The 14,783-nt window shown below is 55.6% G+C and carries 22 protein-coding genes and 1 tRNA gene; 14 read left to right on the forward strand and 9 right to left on the reverse strand.

The annotated features are described in order from the left end of the window. The first annotated feature begins 51 nt into the window (after positions 1–51). The 3 genes from AC1HCZ_RS00085 to AC1HCZ_RS00095 all read left to right on the forward strand — a co-directional run bounded on the left by AC1HCZ_RS00085 (position 52) and on the right by AC1HCZ_RS00095 (position 2,812). Positions 52–1,248 carry a TackOD1 domain-containing metal-binding protein gene (locus AC1HCZ_RS00085; RefSeq protein ID WP_479461507.1) on the forward strand — a complete coding sequence of 399 codons (1,197 nt, stop codon included), beginning with the start codon at positions 52–54 and terminating at the stop codon, positions 1,246–1,248. A 95-nt stretch (positions 1,249–1,343) separates the two neighbouring features. Beyond that, positions 1,344–2,327: a polyprenyl synthetase family protein gene (locus tag AC1HCZ_RS00090; protein ID WP_479461508.1), complete on the forward strand. Its 984-nt coding sequence runs from the start codon at positions 1,344–1,346 to the stop codon at positions 2,325–2,327. Further along, the gene (locus tag AC1HCZ_RS00095; protein WP_479461509.1) at positions 2,327–2,812 is read left to right on the forward strand and encodes a DUF2118 domain-containing protein; all 486 of its coding nucleotides are present in this window, start codon (positions 2,327–2,329) and stop codon (positions 2,810–2,812) included. The genes AC1HCZ_RS00090 and AC1HCZ_RS00095 overlap by 1 nt, the downstream gene beginning before the upstream one ends. Here AC1HCZ_RS00095 and AC1HCZ_RS00100 read toward each other — a convergent pair. After that, positions 2,712–3,665 carry a lysylphosphatidylglycerol synthase domain-containing protein gene (locus tag AC1HCZ_RS00100; RefSeq protein WP_479461510.1) on the reverse strand — a complete coding sequence of 318 codons (954 nt, stop codon included), beginning with the start codon at positions 3,663–3,665 and terminating at the stop codon, positions 2,712–2,714. The genes AC1HCZ_RS00095 and AC1HCZ_RS00100 overlap by 101 nt on opposite strands. Positions 3,666–3,718: 53 nt before the next feature. Here AC1HCZ_RS00100 and AC1HCZ_RS00105 point away from each other — a divergent pair, with 53 nt between their 5' ends. Together AC1HCZ_RS00105 and AC1HCZ_RS00110 are read left to right on the forward strand one after the other, a co-directional pair. Next, positions 3,719–4,063 (forward strand): DNA-directed RNA polymerase subunit G, encoded by a 345-nt coding sequence (locus AC1HCZ_RS00105; RefSeq protein ID WP_479461511.1) that lies wholly within the window; start codon positions 3,719–3,721, stop codon positions 4,061–4,063. Positions 4,064–4,066: 3 nt separating this feature from the next. Beyond that, the gene (locus AC1HCZ_RS00110) at positions 4,067–4,612 is read left to right on the forward strand and encodes a hypothetical protein (RefSeq protein ID WP_479461512.1); all 546 of its coding nucleotides are present in this window, start codon (positions 4,067–4,069) and stop codon (positions 4,610–4,612) included. Here the strand turns inward: AC1HCZ_RS00110 and AC1HCZ_RS00115 are convergent. From AC1HCZ_RS00115 to AC1HCZ_RS00135, 5 genes are read right to left on the reverse strand one after another with little or no spacing between them, the layout of a single operon-like run. Further along, a complete protein-coding gene (locus tag AC1HCZ_RS00115) occupies positions 4,603–5,337 on the reverse strand; it encodes a proteasome assembly chaperone family protein (RefSeq protein WP_479461513.1) in 735 nt (244 codons plus the stop codon). The genes AC1HCZ_RS00110 and AC1HCZ_RS00115 overlap by 10 nt on opposite strands. Continuing rightward, positions 5,334–5,747, reverse strand: coding sequence for a PUA domain-containing protein (locus AC1HCZ_RS00120; protein ID WP_479461514.1), 414 nt, complete (start codon positions 5,745–5,747; stop codon positions 5,334–5,336). Before AC1HCZ_RS00120 ends, AC1HCZ_RS00115 begins: the two co-directional genes overlap by 4 nt. A gap of 50 nt (positions 5,748–5,797) precedes the next feature. Next, complete coding sequence (locus AC1HCZ_RS00125) at positions 5,798–6,001, reverse strand: hypothetical protein (protein ID WP_479461515.1); 204 nt, start codon at positions 5,999–6,001, stop codon at positions 5,798–5,800. 42 nt (positions 6,002–6,043) lie between these two features. Then, on the reverse strand, positions 6,044–6,223 hold the full coding sequence (locus AC1HCZ_RS00130) for a hypothetical protein (protein ID WP_479461516.1): 180 nt from the start codon (positions 6,221–6,223) through the stop codon (positions 6,044–6,046). 10 nt (positions 6,224–6,233) lie between these two features. After that, positions 6,234–6,932, reverse strand: a complete 699-nt coding sequence (locus tag AC1HCZ_RS00135; RefSeq protein ID WP_479461517.1) for a nucleotidyltransferase family protein — start codon at positions 6,930–6,932, stop codon at positions 6,234–6,236. 74 nt (positions 6,933–7,006) lie between these two features. On the opposite strand from AC1HCZ_RS00135, the gene AC1HCZ_RS00140 reads away from it, so the two are divergent. Then, positions 7,007–7,183, forward strand: a complete 177-nt coding sequence (locus AC1HCZ_RS00140) for a hypothetical protein (RefSeq protein WP_479461518.1) — start codon at positions 7,007–7,009, stop codon at positions 7,181–7,183. A gap of 6 nt (positions 7,184–7,189) precedes the next feature. Continuing rightward, positions 7,190–7,906, forward strand: coding sequence for a class II glutamine amidotransferase domain-containing protein (locus AC1HCZ_RS00145; protein ID WP_479461519.1), 717 nt, complete (start codon positions 7,190–7,192; stop codon positions 7,904–7,906). Here the strand turns inward: AC1HCZ_RS00145 and AC1HCZ_RS00150 are convergent. After that, positions 7,903–8,538: a Snf7 family protein gene (locus AC1HCZ_RS00150; RefSeq protein WP_479461520.1), complete on the reverse strand. Its 636-nt coding sequence runs from the start codon at positions 8,536–8,538 to the stop codon at positions 7,903–7,905. The two genes, AC1HCZ_RS00145 and AC1HCZ_RS00150, sit on opposite strands and share 4 nt — an antisense overlap. Positions 8,539–8,681: 143 nt before the next feature. Between AC1HCZ_RS00150 and metG the strand changes: the two genes are divergently transcribed. Then, on the forward strand, positions 8,682–10,367 hold the full coding sequence (gene metG / locus AC1HCZ_RS00155; RefSeq protein WP_479461521.1) for a methionine--tRNA ligase: 1,686 nt from the start codon (positions 8,682–8,684) through the stop codon (positions 10,365–10,367). Positions 10,368–10,425: 58 nt separating this feature from the next. Further along, positions 10,426–10,980 (forward strand): hypothetical protein, encoded by a 555-nt coding sequence (locus tag AC1HCZ_RS00160; RefSeq protein WP_479461522.1) that lies wholly within the window; start codon positions 10,426–10,428, stop codon positions 10,978–10,980. Here the strand turns inward: AC1HCZ_RS00160 and rnhA are convergent. Continuing rightward, positions 10,958–11,455 carry a ribonuclease HI gene (rnhA, locus tag AC1HCZ_RS00165; RefSeq protein WP_479461523.1) on the reverse strand — a complete coding sequence of 166 codons (498 nt, stop codon included), beginning with the start codon at positions 11,453–11,455 and terminating at the stop codon, positions 10,958–10,960. The two genes, AC1HCZ_RS00160 and rnhA, sit on opposite strands and share 23 nt — an antisense overlap. Positions 11,456–11,533: 78 nt before the next feature. On the opposite strand from rnhA, the gene AC1HCZ_RS00170 reads away from it, so the two are divergent. From AC1HCZ_RS00170 to AC1HCZ_RS00185, 4 genes are all read left to right on the forward strand, one after another. Then, a tRNA-Gly gene (locus AC1HCZ_RS00170) sits at positions 11,534–11,612 on the forward strand. Positions 11,613–11,738: 126 nt separating this feature from the next. Then, a complete protein-coding gene (locus AC1HCZ_RS00175) occupies positions 11,739–12,230 on the forward strand; it encodes an SLOG cluster 4 domain-containing protein (protein ID WP_479461524.1) in 492 nt (163 codons plus the stop codon). Positions 12,231–12,266: 36 nt separating this feature from the next. After that, a complete protein-coding gene (locus tag AC1HCZ_RS00180) occupies positions 12,267–12,785 on the forward strand; it encodes a 3-isopropylmalate dehydratase small subunit (protein WP_479461525.1) in 519 nt (172 codons plus the stop codon). 42 nt (positions 12,786–12,827) lie between these two features. Further along, positions 12,828–13,103 carry an ACT domain-containing protein gene (locus AC1HCZ_RS00185; RefSeq protein WP_479461526.1) on the forward strand — a complete coding sequence of 92 codons (276 nt, stop codon included), beginning with the start codon at positions 12,828–12,830 and terminating at the stop codon, positions 13,101–13,103. On the opposite strand, the gene AC1HCZ_RS00190 is transcribed toward AC1HCZ_RS00185, so the two are convergent. Then, positions 13,064–14,143 carry an MFS transporter gene (locus AC1HCZ_RS00190; RefSeq protein WP_479461527.1) on the reverse strand — a complete coding sequence of 360 codons (1,080 nt, stop codon included), beginning with the start codon at positions 14,141–14,143 and terminating at the stop codon, positions 13,064–13,066. The two genes, AC1HCZ_RS00185 and AC1HCZ_RS00190, sit on opposite strands and share 40 nt — an antisense overlap. Positions 14,144–14,208: 65 nt before the next feature. Here AC1HCZ_RS00190 and AC1HCZ_RS00195 point away from each other — a divergent pair, with 65 nt between their 5' ends. Further along, positions 14,209–14,781, forward strand: coding sequence for a uracil-DNA glycosylase (locus AC1HCZ_RS00195; protein ID WP_479461528.1), 573 nt, complete (start codon positions 14,209–14,211; stop codon positions 14,779–14,781). The last annotated feature ends 2 nt before the right edge of the window (positions 14,782–14,783 follow it).

A 14,783-nucleotide genomic window follows, 5' to 3' on the forward strand; every position in this document is an offset into this window, starting at 1 on the left:
AGCTCCGCATTTAATAAAGGGCGAAGCGTGTCCCTAACGTCGGGAGCGTTAGTGTCCTTTCAACCCACAACTCTGGGCATCCCGGAAGAAGTAAAGAAGGAGCTCACGAGCGACCCAATTGCACGTAAGATCCTAATTACTATATTCAAAATGGGCTCGGTCAGGCCCAGGATAGGGTTGGAGACCGGCATTAGGTACCCCCCGTTCGAGGATTTACCTAACTGGAGGAGCATCATTGAGAAGCTTATAAGGTACAAGCTGGTAGACAAGTCGATCGTAGACAGGCTAATCCACTGTCCGAGGTGTGGTTCCATCCACGTCTCCTCCAGGCTCCTCTGCCCTTGGTGTAAGAGCTTTAACATAGAACCCACTTACATAATTCAGCACACCCTCTGTGGTTACATCGATACCGAGTCCAAGTTCAGGGACCCGAACACGGGCCAACTGGTGTGCCCGAAGTGTAAGAGGCCCTTGAGGAAGGAAGGCTTGGACTACGTAGTCATAGGTAAGGTCTTCGAGTGCTTAAACTGCAAGAGGAAGAGCAACAAACCGCTCATAGTGTTCTACTGCAGAAACTGCAGCCACCAGTTCGACTACCTCAACACTAGCTACGAGCCGGTCTACGAGTTCACCTTAACTCCCCTCGGCCAGAGGCTGCTCACGAGCGGAGAGCTACACAAACAAGACATAATCGAGGCCCTGAGGGAACTGGGCCTCATGGTCGAGAGCCCCGGAAAGGAGAGGGGAAGGAGCGGCATAGAGCACGTGTTCGACATAATAGCGAGGACTCCCCAAGGGCGCGTGTTGGCGATAGACTTCGCCGAAGAGAAGGACCCGTCGCTCGCGATAACGTCCAGAGTCCCTAAGGCGTTGGACACCGGAGTGGATAGGTACGTAATCATACTCCCCGCCAACGCGTTCGAAGCCTCTATGCTAGTCCAAATGAAGAACATAATAGTGTTAGACCTCACTGAACCCTACTTGGTTGAGAGGATAAAGAACATAGCGAAGGAACTGTTGAAGAAAGAGGTGAAGGAGGTGGAGGTCACCGCCGAAGCCCCGCCGGAGCTCGGCGAAGAGGCCTTCTTCGGCGAAGAGATACTCGGCGAAGAAGGAGGAAGAGAGATACCGGAGGAAGGGTTGCTCCTCGAGGAAGGCGAAGAAAGGAAAGAAGAGAAGGAGGAAGAGAAAGGAAAAGAAGAGGAGAAGAAAGAAGAGCTCTTGGCGGACGAGTTCTTCGGGGGATGAACGGCTTTTAGCGGTCAACGACCAGTTGGGATGACGGCTTCACGGACCGGTTGACCCCTTTTAAGATCCCAGTTCCGCAGGATGGGGGAACAGTCGTGGAAACGCTGGCGCGATACCTCAACGAGTTCAAACCCCTAATTGACGGGAAAATAATGGAAGTCTTGGAGGGGAGCCCGAAGGAGCTCTACGAGGCCGCGAGACACTTGCCCTCCAAAGGAGGCAAGAGGCTCAGGCCCGCCTTAGTGCTCTTGGTCAACAAGGCCCTTGGGGGCGAGCTGGAAGAGGCGCTGCCGGCAGCGGCGGCCGTAGAGCTCTTGCACAACTTCACTCTGGTCCACGACGACATAATGGACAGAGACGAGCTGAGGCGGGGGGTGCCCACGGTCCACGTCCTCTATGGGGAGCCCATGGCCATCCTCGCGGGCGACTTGCTCTACGCCAAGGCCTACGAAGCCTTGCTCCAGTCCCCCCACTCCCCAGACCTCGTGAAGGAGATGACCGCTGAGCTCACTTGGAGTGCCGTGACCGTGGCAGAGGGACAAGCAATGGACATGGAGTTCGAGAAGCGTTGGGAAGTAACGGAAGAGGAATACTTGGAAATGATAGAGAAGAAGACCGGCGCCCTCTTCGGCGCCTCTGCCGCCTTGGGAGCGTTAACCGCGAAGAGGAGGGAAGTTAAGGACCTCATGAAGGAGTTTGGCCTTATACTGGGAAAGGCCTTTCAGATCAAGGACGACGTGTTGTCGCTGTTAGGTGACGAGAAGGTCACCGGGAAGCCGAAGTACAACGACTTGAGAGAGGGAAAGAAGACTATACTGGTGATATACGCCCTAAGGAACTTACCTAAGGACGAGGCAGAGAGGGTCAAATCCGTCTTAGGCAAGGAGACCTCATACGAGGTCTTGGAGGAGGTCGCCGAGATCATAAAGAGGTCCGGTGCGTTGGACTATGCAATGAAGTTGGCCGAAGCGTTCGAAAAGAGGGCATACGAAATACTAGGGTCGGTCAGCTTCGAGGACGAGGCGGCTTTGAAGGCGTTGAAAGAGATGGTAGACTTCGCGGTGAAGAGGGAGTACTGATGGACCCCTACAAGTTCCCCCGGCTCTTCGTAGAGGGCAAAGAAGGGGAGGAGTACGCAGTGGTGGAAGGGAACGAGGTGACTTTCGTAAAGGAGAGGGTCCCGGGAGCCTTGGGCAAGGTCCCCTACGAAACCCCCTTGGACGAGCTCGTGGACAGACTAAAGGAGGAAGCAAAAGTGACCTTCCTAATACATCTACCAAACGAGAACAAGGCGATATTGGTGCCTAAGGGGAGCAAGGTGAAGCTCTTCAGAGTGTCCCACGTGAAGGTCGGGGTGACTGTCAAAGAAGGGGACGAAATAGAGGAAGGAAGCACGTACGCTTACGGCTTGACGGGCAAGGGCGAGGTTAGGAGGTTCAAGAGCACCGTCAAGGGGAAGGTAGTTATGGTCCATTGGGAACCGTACGGCGGGAGAGACGACTACCACGTCCTAGTAGTCCCCGAGGGGGCGATGGAATTGAAGACGAGAGCCCCAAGAGGCTGAGGGAAGCGGTTGAGGCGAGGACAGTAGAAGTTAAGTTTATTATTCTCCAAACGGTCAAGCTCTCCGCCAACTTAGGGTAGGCGAGCGTACACGCGCTCTCCGGTAGTCCCACCCCTCCCGGAGTTATGGGGATCACCGTCAGCGGAAGCGCGGACGCGAAGGTCAGAGTTCCCACGGTACCCGCCCTGCTCAACGCAGAAGCTATCACCCCGAAGGACATCGAGTAAAGAACTACCCCAAAAGTGGAGGCGAGGACCGCTGCGCCGAAGGTCTCGTAGCCAGCCAAGCTTATAGCTTCCCTTATCCCCTCACACAGCTCCTTCACCTTCCCCTTGAGGGCTCTCGGGCAGTTGAGTGCTGGCACCAAGGAACCCCCGAGGGCTTGAAGGGTCCCTATGAAGACGGGAGGGATTAAGGGAGCTATATTAACGTCGAAGCCGCCAAGCCACAGCATCGCGAACGCCACTACCGAATTTATCCCTATGGCCACCGCCTCGGAAGTGGTCTCCAACACGTTTATAGCCACTGACTTGTGGACGCCGAATTTCTTTGACAGCGTGCTTATCCTGAGTACCTCTCCGCCGTAGAAGCCCGGCGTCAAAACCGCTAAGAGCCTCGATGCCTCCCATATGAGCACAGAGTCCTTCAAACTGAGCTCTTCCCCCATCCCTTTGGAAAGCATTCTCAGCCTGAAGGCCCTCACGGCGTCCGACACGACGCTCAGCGCTACGGAGGCCACAACGGCGTACAGAGGGACCCTATAGAACGCGCTCAAGTCAACGTTTGTGAGCTTTATGTAAATCCACATGACTAGTACTGTGATCGTCAGCCCTAGTGCTATTCTCTTCCACAACTCCCTTACCCTACCCCTCCGGCTTAGAAATTAAGCCCTTTTTCGGGTCGGCGGTGGGGCTGGAGTTGGAGTGCAGCGGCAAGGTTACCGACATACGGAAGGGCAAAATACCGTATACCAACATATTGATATTTGAATGTGACGACAAGAAAGTGGAGATGTTGCTGCACGAGGACTTGATAAGTTTTGTAAAAGGCGAGACGGCGAGGTTCGTGATAAGCGAGGAGGTGCCCCAATTCAAGCAAGGTACGGACTTCTGCGGCAGGGGGGTTTTGGTGAGGGACGACGGCAACAAGAAGCTGTTCTCTATAGGCGGCTTCGTGGTACTGTTGCAGAACTTCCAAGAGAAGTTTAAGGATAACGTAAAGTACTACATATGCCTACTGAAGGAGGAATGAGGCTTGAGGGCCTCCTACAAAGCCGGCCAGTGCGGGGCGAGGGTGCTAGTGATAAAGGATCTGGGGGTAGAAACGCCCGTCGCCAACGCGAGGGAGCTGTGCGGGGAACTCAAGTGTTGTGAGGCCGAGGACGAGTGCGAGGCCGCGTTGAAGGTCCTGTCGGGGTGCGACGTAATAATAGGTCCCCAGAGGCTAGAGAAGGTTTTGTCCTACGCGAGGGCATTAATACCGATAGGACGCTTCTTCCAGTACGCTGACTTCGTGTGTCGGACCACCGCCAGAGGAATTGAGATGTTAAAGAGGTTGAAGCTCGACTGCCCGGACTACTCCTATCCTAGAGCGCTCTTCGTTGCAGACTCCCTCTCCCCTTCGGTCCACTTCCTAATGGAAGCCTTGAGGAGGGCCACGGAAGTGGGGGAGGGAGAAACGGAGGCCGGCTGCGGGCTCCGGGTCCCGGGAGGGCTGGAGGGGGCCTACCCGTTTTCACAAATAGAGTGTCCGCGGCCTCTGCCGAAAGACTTGGCCGAGAAGTTAAGGGACTACATGTAGTGGGACTCCCTCCCAGTGGCCCCGGACTCCAGCATCTTCCTCAGCCTCTCCAGTTCCGACTCTATGCTCTCCGCCCTCTCCACGAGTTCGCTCACGTCCAAGCTAAGGCCCACTATTCTTGCGAACTCTTGTAACCCCACGGCCGAGGCCCTCGGGTCCTGTCTCATGGACTCACAGAAGGGTAATATAGCAAGCGCCTTTACCCCTCGAACTTCCGCCGAGGCCAACAGGAGCGCCAAGGGGCCTATTACCTTAAGGCCTCCCGTCATAGGCTTGCCGTCGGGCAAGGGTCCGTCGTAGTGTCTAGTCTTCACCCACCTCAACCTCTCCTTCGGCTCTTCCTTGTAGGAGTTGTCAAGCCCCCCGAAGGCGTAAATGGTCTCAACGCCCCTCTTCTTCGCCCACTTAACAACATAGTCCACATATGCGAACCTTTCCACAGTGACGGGCACCCACCTGTTCATCAGGATCAATATCTTTTTGCCCTCCACCTCCTTGTAGTAAAGCTCGAAGGGAAGCTCCAACCCCCTCTCCTCGGAATAGGACACTTGCTCCGGCAAGTACTTGGTCACGAAGTACCCTATCTTTTCCGGTTTTAGCTTGTTCAACAAGAAGTCCGTAGCGATAAAGCCTACTAGACCAAAGCCCATGAAGCCCGTGACCAGCACGGAGCCCCTGAAGTCTGTAGACCCCTTGTCCATCGGGACGAACTTGACCTTCCTCACAGCACCTTACCCCTAACCCTCACGGCCTCGCCCAAATTAAGCTCCTTCATCTCCCTCCCGGACATCACGGCCTTGCCGAACGCTACGAGACGAGAGCCGTAGATTACCAAGACGTCTACGCCCCTCTTTATCCTTTCGTCCGAATCAGTCACGTGCCTCGCGAAGACGGTCTTCTCGGGGACCTCCGAGACGTAAACTCTGGCGACCTTCGGGGGGAAACACCTCTCCAAGAGGGCCGCCCCATCCGGGGAGAGGGTTATTGACATGTCGTTGGGTTTTATCGTGAAGAGCCTCTTCCCGTTCAAGATCGCGTAGCGCGGCTTCCCGGTCTTCGAGTACTTTAGCGTTACCCCCTCCAGGGAGCACCGGGGCTCGGCGCCGTAGATGTAGTGTAGCAGTCGCCTCAACAAGAGGGGATGAGGTATCGATCGCCGCCCCGAGCGGTGAGGAGGGCTGGGATTCACTGACCCGCACCCCCACAAGCGTTGAGGAGGGCCGAGGAGAGGACGTAGGCCAACGTTCCTCCGAGCGCCCCTCCGACCAAAATTAAAAGAGGGCTCGCCAAGCCCAACAAGTAAACGGCTGAGAGCGTGAGGAGTGTGACCACCGACACCGCGAAGGACGTAGAGAACGCAATCGCCATTATAGAGCAGTGCGCCATCATCTTTCCCCTATTCTTCGGTGAGGAGTTCGTAGAGTAAAATCTTTACGACAAGGTCTCTGCCAACATGTACGCCAGTAGCGCGCTTAACAAGCCCAAGATTAGGGGGGCGGCCGCGGCGTTGTAAACGAAGGCGTCCCAACCGGAGCTCAAGGAAAGGGCCCCGAGCGCGGCAAAGGCGCCGGTCAGGGCTCCGGTGACTAAGGCCACGGACCTCTCGTCCAAGCCTCCCACCTTAGAACAAGCTCAGTTCGGATAAGATCCTGTTGGCCTCTTCTAGGTCCTTGAAGGTGTCCACACTCTTCCAGAAGGCGTCCGGGTACTTGACCGCCACCAGTTTCCCCTCCTCGGCCAACTGGGGGAAGGCCGTCTTCTCCACGTCCCCGCTCTCGGGCAGGTAATCGAACACCTCGTTCCTCATACAATACACCCCTGCGTTTATCCAGTAGTCGTGTATCTTAGGTTTCTCCTTAAATTCCAGCACCTTACCCTCTTCGTCGGTTACTACTATCCCGTAAGGGGAGGGGAGGGGGACGAGCGACATAGCAACGACGGCGTCGCTGTTCTTCAAGACGTTACACAGCTTAGTAACGTCTAAATTAGTTATTACGTCCCCGTTGGAAGCCACGAACATTTCTTCGTTCCTTAGCGCGCTTTCCGCGTTCTTTATAGCTCCCCCCGTCCCTAAAGGCTCCTCCTCGACGACGTAGATTACCCTCATACCGTACTTGCTGCCGGACCCGACCAGCTCTATTACCTTTTCCTTCAAGTAGCCTACAGCCATAACTATTTCCATTATTCCGTGCTTCTTGTATAAATCGAACTGCCAAGCGACTATGGGCTTTCCGGCCACTTGGAGCAAAGGTTTGGGCAGCTCCTCGGTGAGCGGTTTCAGCCTCTTGCCGTACCCCCCGGCGAGTATCAGCGCCTTCACAGAGACCACCGTACTAGGGCCTATGAGAGCATTAATTTTGGTTCTCGCGTTGTGATAAGGGAGGTATTAAGGTGTTGAGGAGGGGACTGGTCGTCCTAGGCGTCGAGCTGACGACTGACCAAATAATATTCTATGGAACGCTGTTCCTACTGACGCTAATATCGGTTTTAGCCGGGCTTTACTTGAAGATGAAGTACGATGAGTTCGTGAAATTCTTGAACGAAACGGCTCCCCTCTTCCTGACAGGGTGATGGAAGTTGTGCAGAATGTTAATTATGAAAGGGTTTTCGGAAGACTTGGTGAAGGCATTAGTAGAAGCGGCAAGGGACGACCCTTACGGAGCGAGGAGGTGGAAGAACAAGGAGCCCAACCACCCCGACGGCTGGGGGTTCGTGGGGGTAGAGGAGGGAAGGTTCGTCGAGTACAGAAGCACGAGGGCCGTGTGGGAGGACGAGAGGGGCCTCCGGTTTCTGCACAACAACTTCGGGGCGCTGAACTTGGTGCACGTGAGGAAGACTAGTATAAAGGGAACAGAGGCCCACCCTCAGAACGTCCAGCCCGTAGGTGTCCTCAACATTCTCTGGGTTGGCTATAACGGGACCATAGACCCCTCGACTCTCGAGGCCCCCTATCCGGTCAGGAGGATGATGGGCTCCGGCGTCCTGGCCGACACCGCGGCCGTCGCGTGGGCGGTTATGGAAAACTACAGCGAGGACCCCCTACTGACCGCCATGAGGGTGAAGGGGTGGCTGGAGGAGGTACTCCCGGAAGGTAGCGGGGCGGCGGTGTTCTTCGTGGACGTCTACGGCAACGCGGGTTACGCGTGGGAGTGCAAGGAATGTAGGAAGGAAGAACTGGATTACTATAAAATATACCTTTATGAAGTGGGAAGCGTGAGGGCGGTTGCGTCTAGCACGGTGGCCCTAAAACACGGAGGCAAGTGGAGGGAGGCCCCGAAGTACGGGAGCCTTTAGATCTTGGTCGTGTTGGAGAGGGAGACGCTGGGGAACTCTGTCTCCACTTGCCTCTCCGCCAGCGTCCTCGCCTCCTCCAGTATCTTCCTAGCCTCCTTGTCCAGCACCACGTCCGCCTCCGCCGCTCCGTAGAAGCTCATCTCGTCGACCACCTCCTCCAGCTCTTCGTGGATCTTGCTCAGTTCTATCCCTAGCTCCGGTATCTCCTTCAGCAGTTGACCCTTCAGTATACCTAGAACCGGTACCACCGGCGCCAGAGTGCTCGCTACGTCACCTATTGTTAAGTACAGCTCCATCCTATACTTAACCCTTTCAAGAGCTAGCTGAGTAGTCATTAGTGTCTTGGCTATCTTCCTTATTTCCGCAATCTCACTGGCCAGTATCTTCGCCCTAAGTTCGTCGTGATTTACTATGCTATCTACCAGCTTGTTAAACAGCCTCTCGTCCCTCTCTTTCAGCTTGTTGATAGTATACCCTATCTTGTCTATCTGCTTTTCTATTAGATACCGTGCCTTGAACACCTTCTTCTTGAGCGGCTCCTCGCCTCCCTCCTTGGGACCGAATATCAAGAACCTCCTGCCGCCCTTGCTCCCCTCCTCCCACATCTTGCTGAACCTAACTATCGCATCCATCCGACGCTCCCGTTGGGTGTATAGCTGCCTAAGAAAGCTTAAAAGGGGTCTATGGCGGTATCATCCGTCCCCCAAGCTTTAAACCCCTCGCTTGTACAGCTCCCGTTTTATGCTCGTGACCCCCAAAGCCTCCGGGGACGAGGGTGGCTAAGTGGATAGTGGGGAGCGCGTGGCCTTACGTCAACACGGTGCCGCACTTAGGCAACTTGATCGGCTCCATACTGTCTGCAGACGTGTTTGCAAGGTTCTTGAGGCTCATGGGCGAAGAGGTGGTGTTCGTCTCCGGGAGCGACGAGCACGGGACACCGATAGAGGTGGAGGCCAGGAAGAGGGGGCTGGAGCCCAAAGAGCTGACGGACAAGGTACACGAGTACGTAAAGAAGTTGTTCGAAAAGTACTTGATATCTTTTGATAACTACACTCGAACGCACAACCCAGTACACGTGGAGTTCGTAAGAGAGACCTTTATGAAGATATACGAAAACGGTTACATATTCACCCAAGAAATGGTTATGCCGTACTGCCCCAAGGACGGGATGTTCTTGCCGGACAGGTTCACGGTGGGAACTTGTCCCTACTGCGGGGCCCCGGACGCCAGGGGAGACCAGTGCGAGAAGTGTGGAAAACTCTTGGACCCTCCAGACTTGGTTAACCCCCGTTGTGCCTTCTGCGGCTCCCGGCCGGTGTGGAAGAAGACGCTGCACTGGTTCTTCGATTTGCCCAGAGCCGCCGAGGGACTCGTAGAGTGGCTCGAGAAGAGCGATTTGCCAGACAACGTCAAGAAGTTTACGCTAAACTGGATAAAGGAGGGGCTCACGCCCAGGTCGGTGACCAGGGACAACAAGTGGGGCATACCCGCACCGTTCCCCGGGGCCGAGGGGAAGACCGTCTACGTATGGTTCGAAGCGGTCTTGGGCTATCTCTCAGCAGTCAAAGAGCTCGACGTTAAGAACGGGACTAACTTGTTCGAAAAGTTCTGGAAAGATATCAATTCGAGACCCGTATACTTTATTGGAAAGGACAACATACCGTTCCACTCTATCATACTCCCGGCCCTCCTCAAGGCCACCGGAGAGGAGTATCCCCTCCCCTACAACATATCCGCAACTGAGTACTTGATGTACGAGGGCAAGAAGTTTAGCAAGAGAAGGAGGGTGGGCGTTTGGATAGACGAGGCGCTAGAAGTGGTGCCCAACCCAGATTACTGGCGGTTCGCCCTAATTAGGATGAGGCCCGAGGAGAGGGACACCAACTTCACGTGGAGGGAGTTTTACAGAATAGTCAACAGCGAGCTGAACGACGATATAGGCAACTTCGCACACAGGGTGCTGACCTTCGTGGAGAGGCGCCTCGGAGGCTCGGTCCGAGGAAGGGTCGACGAAGAGGTTAAGAGGAGCATATCCGAACTTCACGAGAAGTACGTAAGCGCTATGTATAAGGTAAAACTAAAGGAAGCTTCAAGCGTAGTCTTGGAGATGGCCAGGCTAGGGAACAAGTGCTTGAACGAGAGGGAACCGTGGAGGCTGTTGAAAGAAGGAGAGGAGGAGAAAGTGAGGGACATCATGTACACGTGCTTGTTCGTACTCAGGGAGGTGGCCATCCACTTGGCGCCCTTCGCGCCCTCGGCCGCAGAGGAGCTCTGGAAGATGATAGGCGAGCCAGGAAGCGTACACGAGAGGGGGAAGCTCCTTACAAGCGGCTCAGAACCGACTGGCGAGGTCAAGAAGCCCAAGCCCTTGTTCCAGAAGTTGCCCAAGGACTTCCTCGAGAATGTGGAAGAGATGCTCGAAGAGGCTAGAAGAAAGGTTGAAAAACTCCGTCCTATCTGACTAACTGGTAAGGAAATCGTTAATAACGGCGCAGCCTCCCTCGAGCTAGGAACCTCCCATGCCTGAAGTCCGCACCTTACGCGAATCAAACAAAAACTCAAAGAAGCTCAAGAAGAGCTTCGAGGAGGCCTTAAAAGTAATAAAGGAGAGGGACGTGCCCCTCCCCTCCCTCACTTTGGCCTCTATGTTAGCTTCATTGAGCGAACTGGGAACGCTCAACCAAGGCACGGTCGGGGTGATCTCCAAGTACTTCACCCCGAGGGTGTTAGCCTACTTCGTGGCACACGGGCTGGTCGACCCGAAGAAAAGTATAGAAGAGAACTTGAAGGTCATGTTTTCCAAGTACGGGTACTCGGATAGCGAATACGACGTGGAGGTCGGTGACGGCTCCATAAAGATTTCTGTGGTCACAAAGAGGTGTAAGATCTGCCCCAAAGGGGTGGGCGGGGCCGAGCTGGAGGGGGCCGCGTGCCCACTGCCCTACATGATCGCCACTGCCCTAACCCTCATGGAAGGGAGGGAGTGGAAACCAAAGCTAATGACAGATGGGGGTAGGGTAAAGGCCGTTACGAGGGAGGGCGACAAGTGCGTCACCGTGATCGAGAGGGTTTAAGGTAGTACCTTTCATATTCCTCTCTGTTCGCCTTCAAGTACTCCCTAAAGGCTTCCCTACTCAAGGCGTCTGCTTCCTCGTTGAGCTCTCTAGGAACCCACTGGAGTTCGGCTTTAAACTTGGATAACAACGCCTTGGCCCTCTCGTAGAGCGGTGCGATCCTCTGGGACCTAACCTTGTACTCGCCTTTCAACTGCCTTATCACCAACTGGGAATCGCCTTTGACCGTTACCTCCGCCCCCTCCAAGCCCTTCTCGAGTAAGCACTCCAACGCCTTTATCAAGGCCGTGTACTCAGCCACGTTGTTGGTGACGTCGTCGCCCCGCGCGCCCACCCCCACTAGGCCCTTGCCGGAACAGACCACCTCGTCCCCCTCCTTAACCAAGAACCCGTAAGTGGCGACCCCTCCCGGGTTGACGGGCTCGCAGAGCCCGTCGAAGTACAGCTCGAGTCGGCGAGACTTACCGCCGCTCACCGCTCGCCCACCCTCGTCCTTCCTCATCCCCTCCCAGAAACGCTTTTAACCGAAAATAAGGAGCGCGTCCCGGAGAGCGCGGCGGTCGTCTAGCCTGGACTAGGATGCCGGCCTCCCAAGCCGGTGATCCCGGGTTCAAATCCCGGCCGCCGCACCAGAAGTTCCTCCTCGCAAGGCCAAGAAACCTCGAAGGTTAGGAGGCCCAGGCGATCGCCGCCTCGTGAAGGGTCTCGCAAGCAGCAAACTTATCGCGTCCCTCAAGAGACCCGACTCGGGAGAGAGCATGAAGATCGCTATAGCTGCGTGCGGCTGCGAGGGACCGGTGACGTTGGCCAGATCCTTAGCTTCCAAGGCAGCAGAACTAGGCGTAAAGATATTACTAGGAGGGTGCTGGGGGCTCATGGGTAAGGTAGTAGATGAGGCTGCGAGAGCGGGCGTGGAGGTCTACATCTTCTTGCCCTTAGGTTACCAGTGCCCGGCCGAGAACAGGGAACACGTGACCGTGATACACACTAACATGACTGAGAACTTCAGGAGCGCGCTGCTGACGAGTGCCGCCGACGCCTTGCTCGCGTTGGGCGGAGGGGCAGGCACGCTAATGGAGGTCTTGATGGCCTATCGAGAGAGGAAGAGGATCGCACTAGTCAAGGGCCACGGAATGGATACTGACAAGTACTTCGAATTGATGGAAAAAGGTATAGATTCGAGGGAACTAGCCGAGGTCAAGGCCTTCGAGGACCCCGGAGAGGCATTGGAATGGCTAGTCAAAGGCTGAAAAGCCCTCGGGGCCCGAGACCCGGAGGGCAGCAACATGATCAAGGGCAGAGTAGTCGCAAAACTCGGTGACAACATAGACACTGATATGATAATACCCTTCCGATACAAAGCCAAGACTACCGACTACTACGAGTTGGCAAAGCACGTTTTCGAGGACTTGGACCCGGAGTTGGCGAACAAGATAAAGCCCGGGGACGTGGTAGTAGCGGGCAAAAACTTCGGGATGGGGAGTTCTAGGGAACAAGCCCCCATAGCCATCAAGTACTCGGGCGTGAGCGTTGTGATAGCCAAGAGTTTTGCGAGGATATTCTTCAGGAACGCAATAAACATAGGTCTCCCGGTCATAGAGGCTCCGGAGGTCGTGGATGAAGTCAACGAGGGGGACGAGCTAGAGGTAGACTTGGAGAGGGGTATAATCAGGAACGTTACGAAGGGCAAAGAGTACTCCTTCAAACCTTATCCCCCCATGATAATGAATATCATGAAGGAAGGGGGGATATATGAGTACTTTAAGAAACACGGTAAGTTTCCATGGGAGCTGAATCGCAACTAACCGTGAAAACGTCCCCCTTTTTGGCACCCCGGGGGGAAGCGGTTGCCTCAATACGCAGTCATAACCGTGGTCGGGAAGGACCGGGTCGGGATAGTGGCCGGCATATCCTCGGTGCTGGCTGAACACGGAGTGAACATAGTAGACATATCCCAAACAGTCCTCCGCGGGATGTTTGCAATGATAATGGTTGTGGACTTAGCGGGGGCCAAGGTGAGCGTTGGTGAACTCAGAAATCTATTAAAGAAAAAGGGAGAGGAGCTGGGCGTGGACGTAGCCCTTCACTCAGCCGAGCTCGTGGAGAGCGTGGAACGGCTCTGAGCCCAAGCGAGTAAGCCCAAGGCCAAGGAAGCCGCCGGCAATACGACCACCGCCCAAGGGCCCGATGAGCTGACCGCTGAGCCCAGCAGCCTCCCTAAGTCGCCGGCAGCGTTGAAGGCGCCAACCCTTCTCCCCACGTCGCCCGCCCGCGCCAGCCCCAGGGCGGAGCTTCTCCACCACATAGTTAAGGTTTTGGTCAAGAGGAGGCCGGCCACCGATAAGGGGGGCGGGGCGGAGATCAAGAAGCCCGCCAAGGACGTGCCGACCGCAGGGAGCAGCAAGGACAAGTGGCTCTCCAAGACGTCTATCAGCTTTTTGTTGAGGAAGTAACTTATTACCGACCCAACGAGAGCCGCAGTTGCCAGCAAGAGCCCTCCGAAGGCCCTTCCGAACTCCATTCCAAACATTGCTATTGCAACTTCCGTATTCACCAATACAGTCATCATCCCTAATGCAACAGATGTCAATACCAAAGCCAAGAGTGGAGGGACGAACGCCCTCCTCTTGCCCCCGCGCCTTTCCTTCGCCGCCTTTCCCTTGAACGCGAGCGTCGCGACGGAAAGTATGAAGAGCGTGACGGCGCTCGGGACTAACGCTTTCTCAGCTAAGAGGCCCCCTATTGCGAATGCGAAGAACCAGGCCAAGTTACCCGAGACGAAGTAGAGGGAAGAAGCCCTTCCCCTGTACTCCCGGGGAACCTTGCTCATAGCCACCGCTTGTAACGAAGGCCAAGTGAAGCCCGCGCTCAAGCCGTGGACCACTCTGAGCAAGGGGTAGTAGCTCGACGGCAAGAACGCGTACCCGAGGCCGACGGCTCCCAGGGAGGCCAAACCTAAGGAGGTCACCTTAGACCCGTACTTCTTACTCATTTCTCCTCCCAAGAACGAAGACACGAGCCTGCCTAAGGAGAAGGTCGCTGCCAGCACCGCCAAGAAGCTCCAGCCCTCTCCCAAAACGGCGAAGGCGCTTCCCGTGCGGACGGTCCTCGAGGCAGCGTTGCCCAAGAAAGCTATCGCCAGCAAAGCGTAAAACTCCTTCAAACCCCCCTCCGGGGCCCTCCCCACAAAACTCTCTGATGAACGTTCGGCTTTAGGTGCGGACCAGCGTGTGCTCGCGGGTAGCAGAGAAGGTAAAGGCCTGTTGTAAGTGCGACCTATGTAAGGTCAGGAAGAACCCCGTTCCGGGGGAAGGGGACGAAGGGGCCGAGGTGGTCTTCGTTGGGGAAGCGCCGGGAAAAGAAGAGGACGAGGAGGGGCGTCCCTTCATCGGGAGGGCCGGGAAGCTCCTCCGCTCCACGATCTCACAAATAGGATTCGAGAAGTACTATATAACCAACGTAGTAAAGTGTAGGCCTCCCGGGAACAGGACGCCGACAAAGGAGGAGGTGGAGGCGTGCAAACCGTACTTACTTGAAGAGCTTAACTGCATAAGGCCCAAGCTTGTGGTGGCCCTTGGAAGGACCGCCGCCGAGACGTTGTTGGGCGTCAAGAGTCCCTTAAAAGAGATTAGGGGGAAGGTGTTCGTGACCTCGGCGGGAGGGGTCCAGCTGAAGGTATTGGTAAGCTACCACCCCGCGGCCGTGCTTCGCAACCCAAAGCTCAAAGAGCAGTTCGTACACGACTTGAAGAAAGCTTTCAACGAGGTCTACAAGCAAAGGTCTCTGCTCGACTTGGGGTGAGG

Source organism: Ignicoccus sp., assembly GCF_056435145.1.

Bases quoted from the DNA above. Each gene is read 5' to 3' on its own strand.
- AC1HCZ_RS00180 (WP_479461525.1), top strand. From the start codon at position 12,267: ATGATCAAGGGCAGAGTAGTCGCAAAACTCGGTGACAACATAGACACT.
- AC1HCZ_RS00160 (WP_479461522.1), top strand. From the start codon at position 10,426: ATGCCTGAAGTCCGCACCTTACGCGAATCAAACAAAAACTCAAAGAAG.
- AC1HCZ_RS00175 (WP_479461524.1), top strand. From the start codon at position 11,739: ATGAAGATCGCTATAGCTGCGTGCGGCTGCGAGGGACCGGTGACGTTG.
- AC1HCZ_RS00125 (WP_479461515.1), bottom strand. From the start codon at position 6,001: ATGATGGCGCACTGCTCTATAATGGCGATTGCGTTCTCTACGTCCTTC.
- AC1HCZ_RS00150 (WP_479461520.1), bottom strand. From the start codon at position 8,538: ATGGATGCGATAGTTAGGTTCAGCAAGATGTGGGAGGAGGGGAGCAAG.
- AC1HCZ_RS00095 (WP_479461509.1), top strand. From the start codon at position 2,327: ATGGACCCCTACAAGTTCCCCCGGCTCTTCGTAGAGGGCAAAGAAGGG.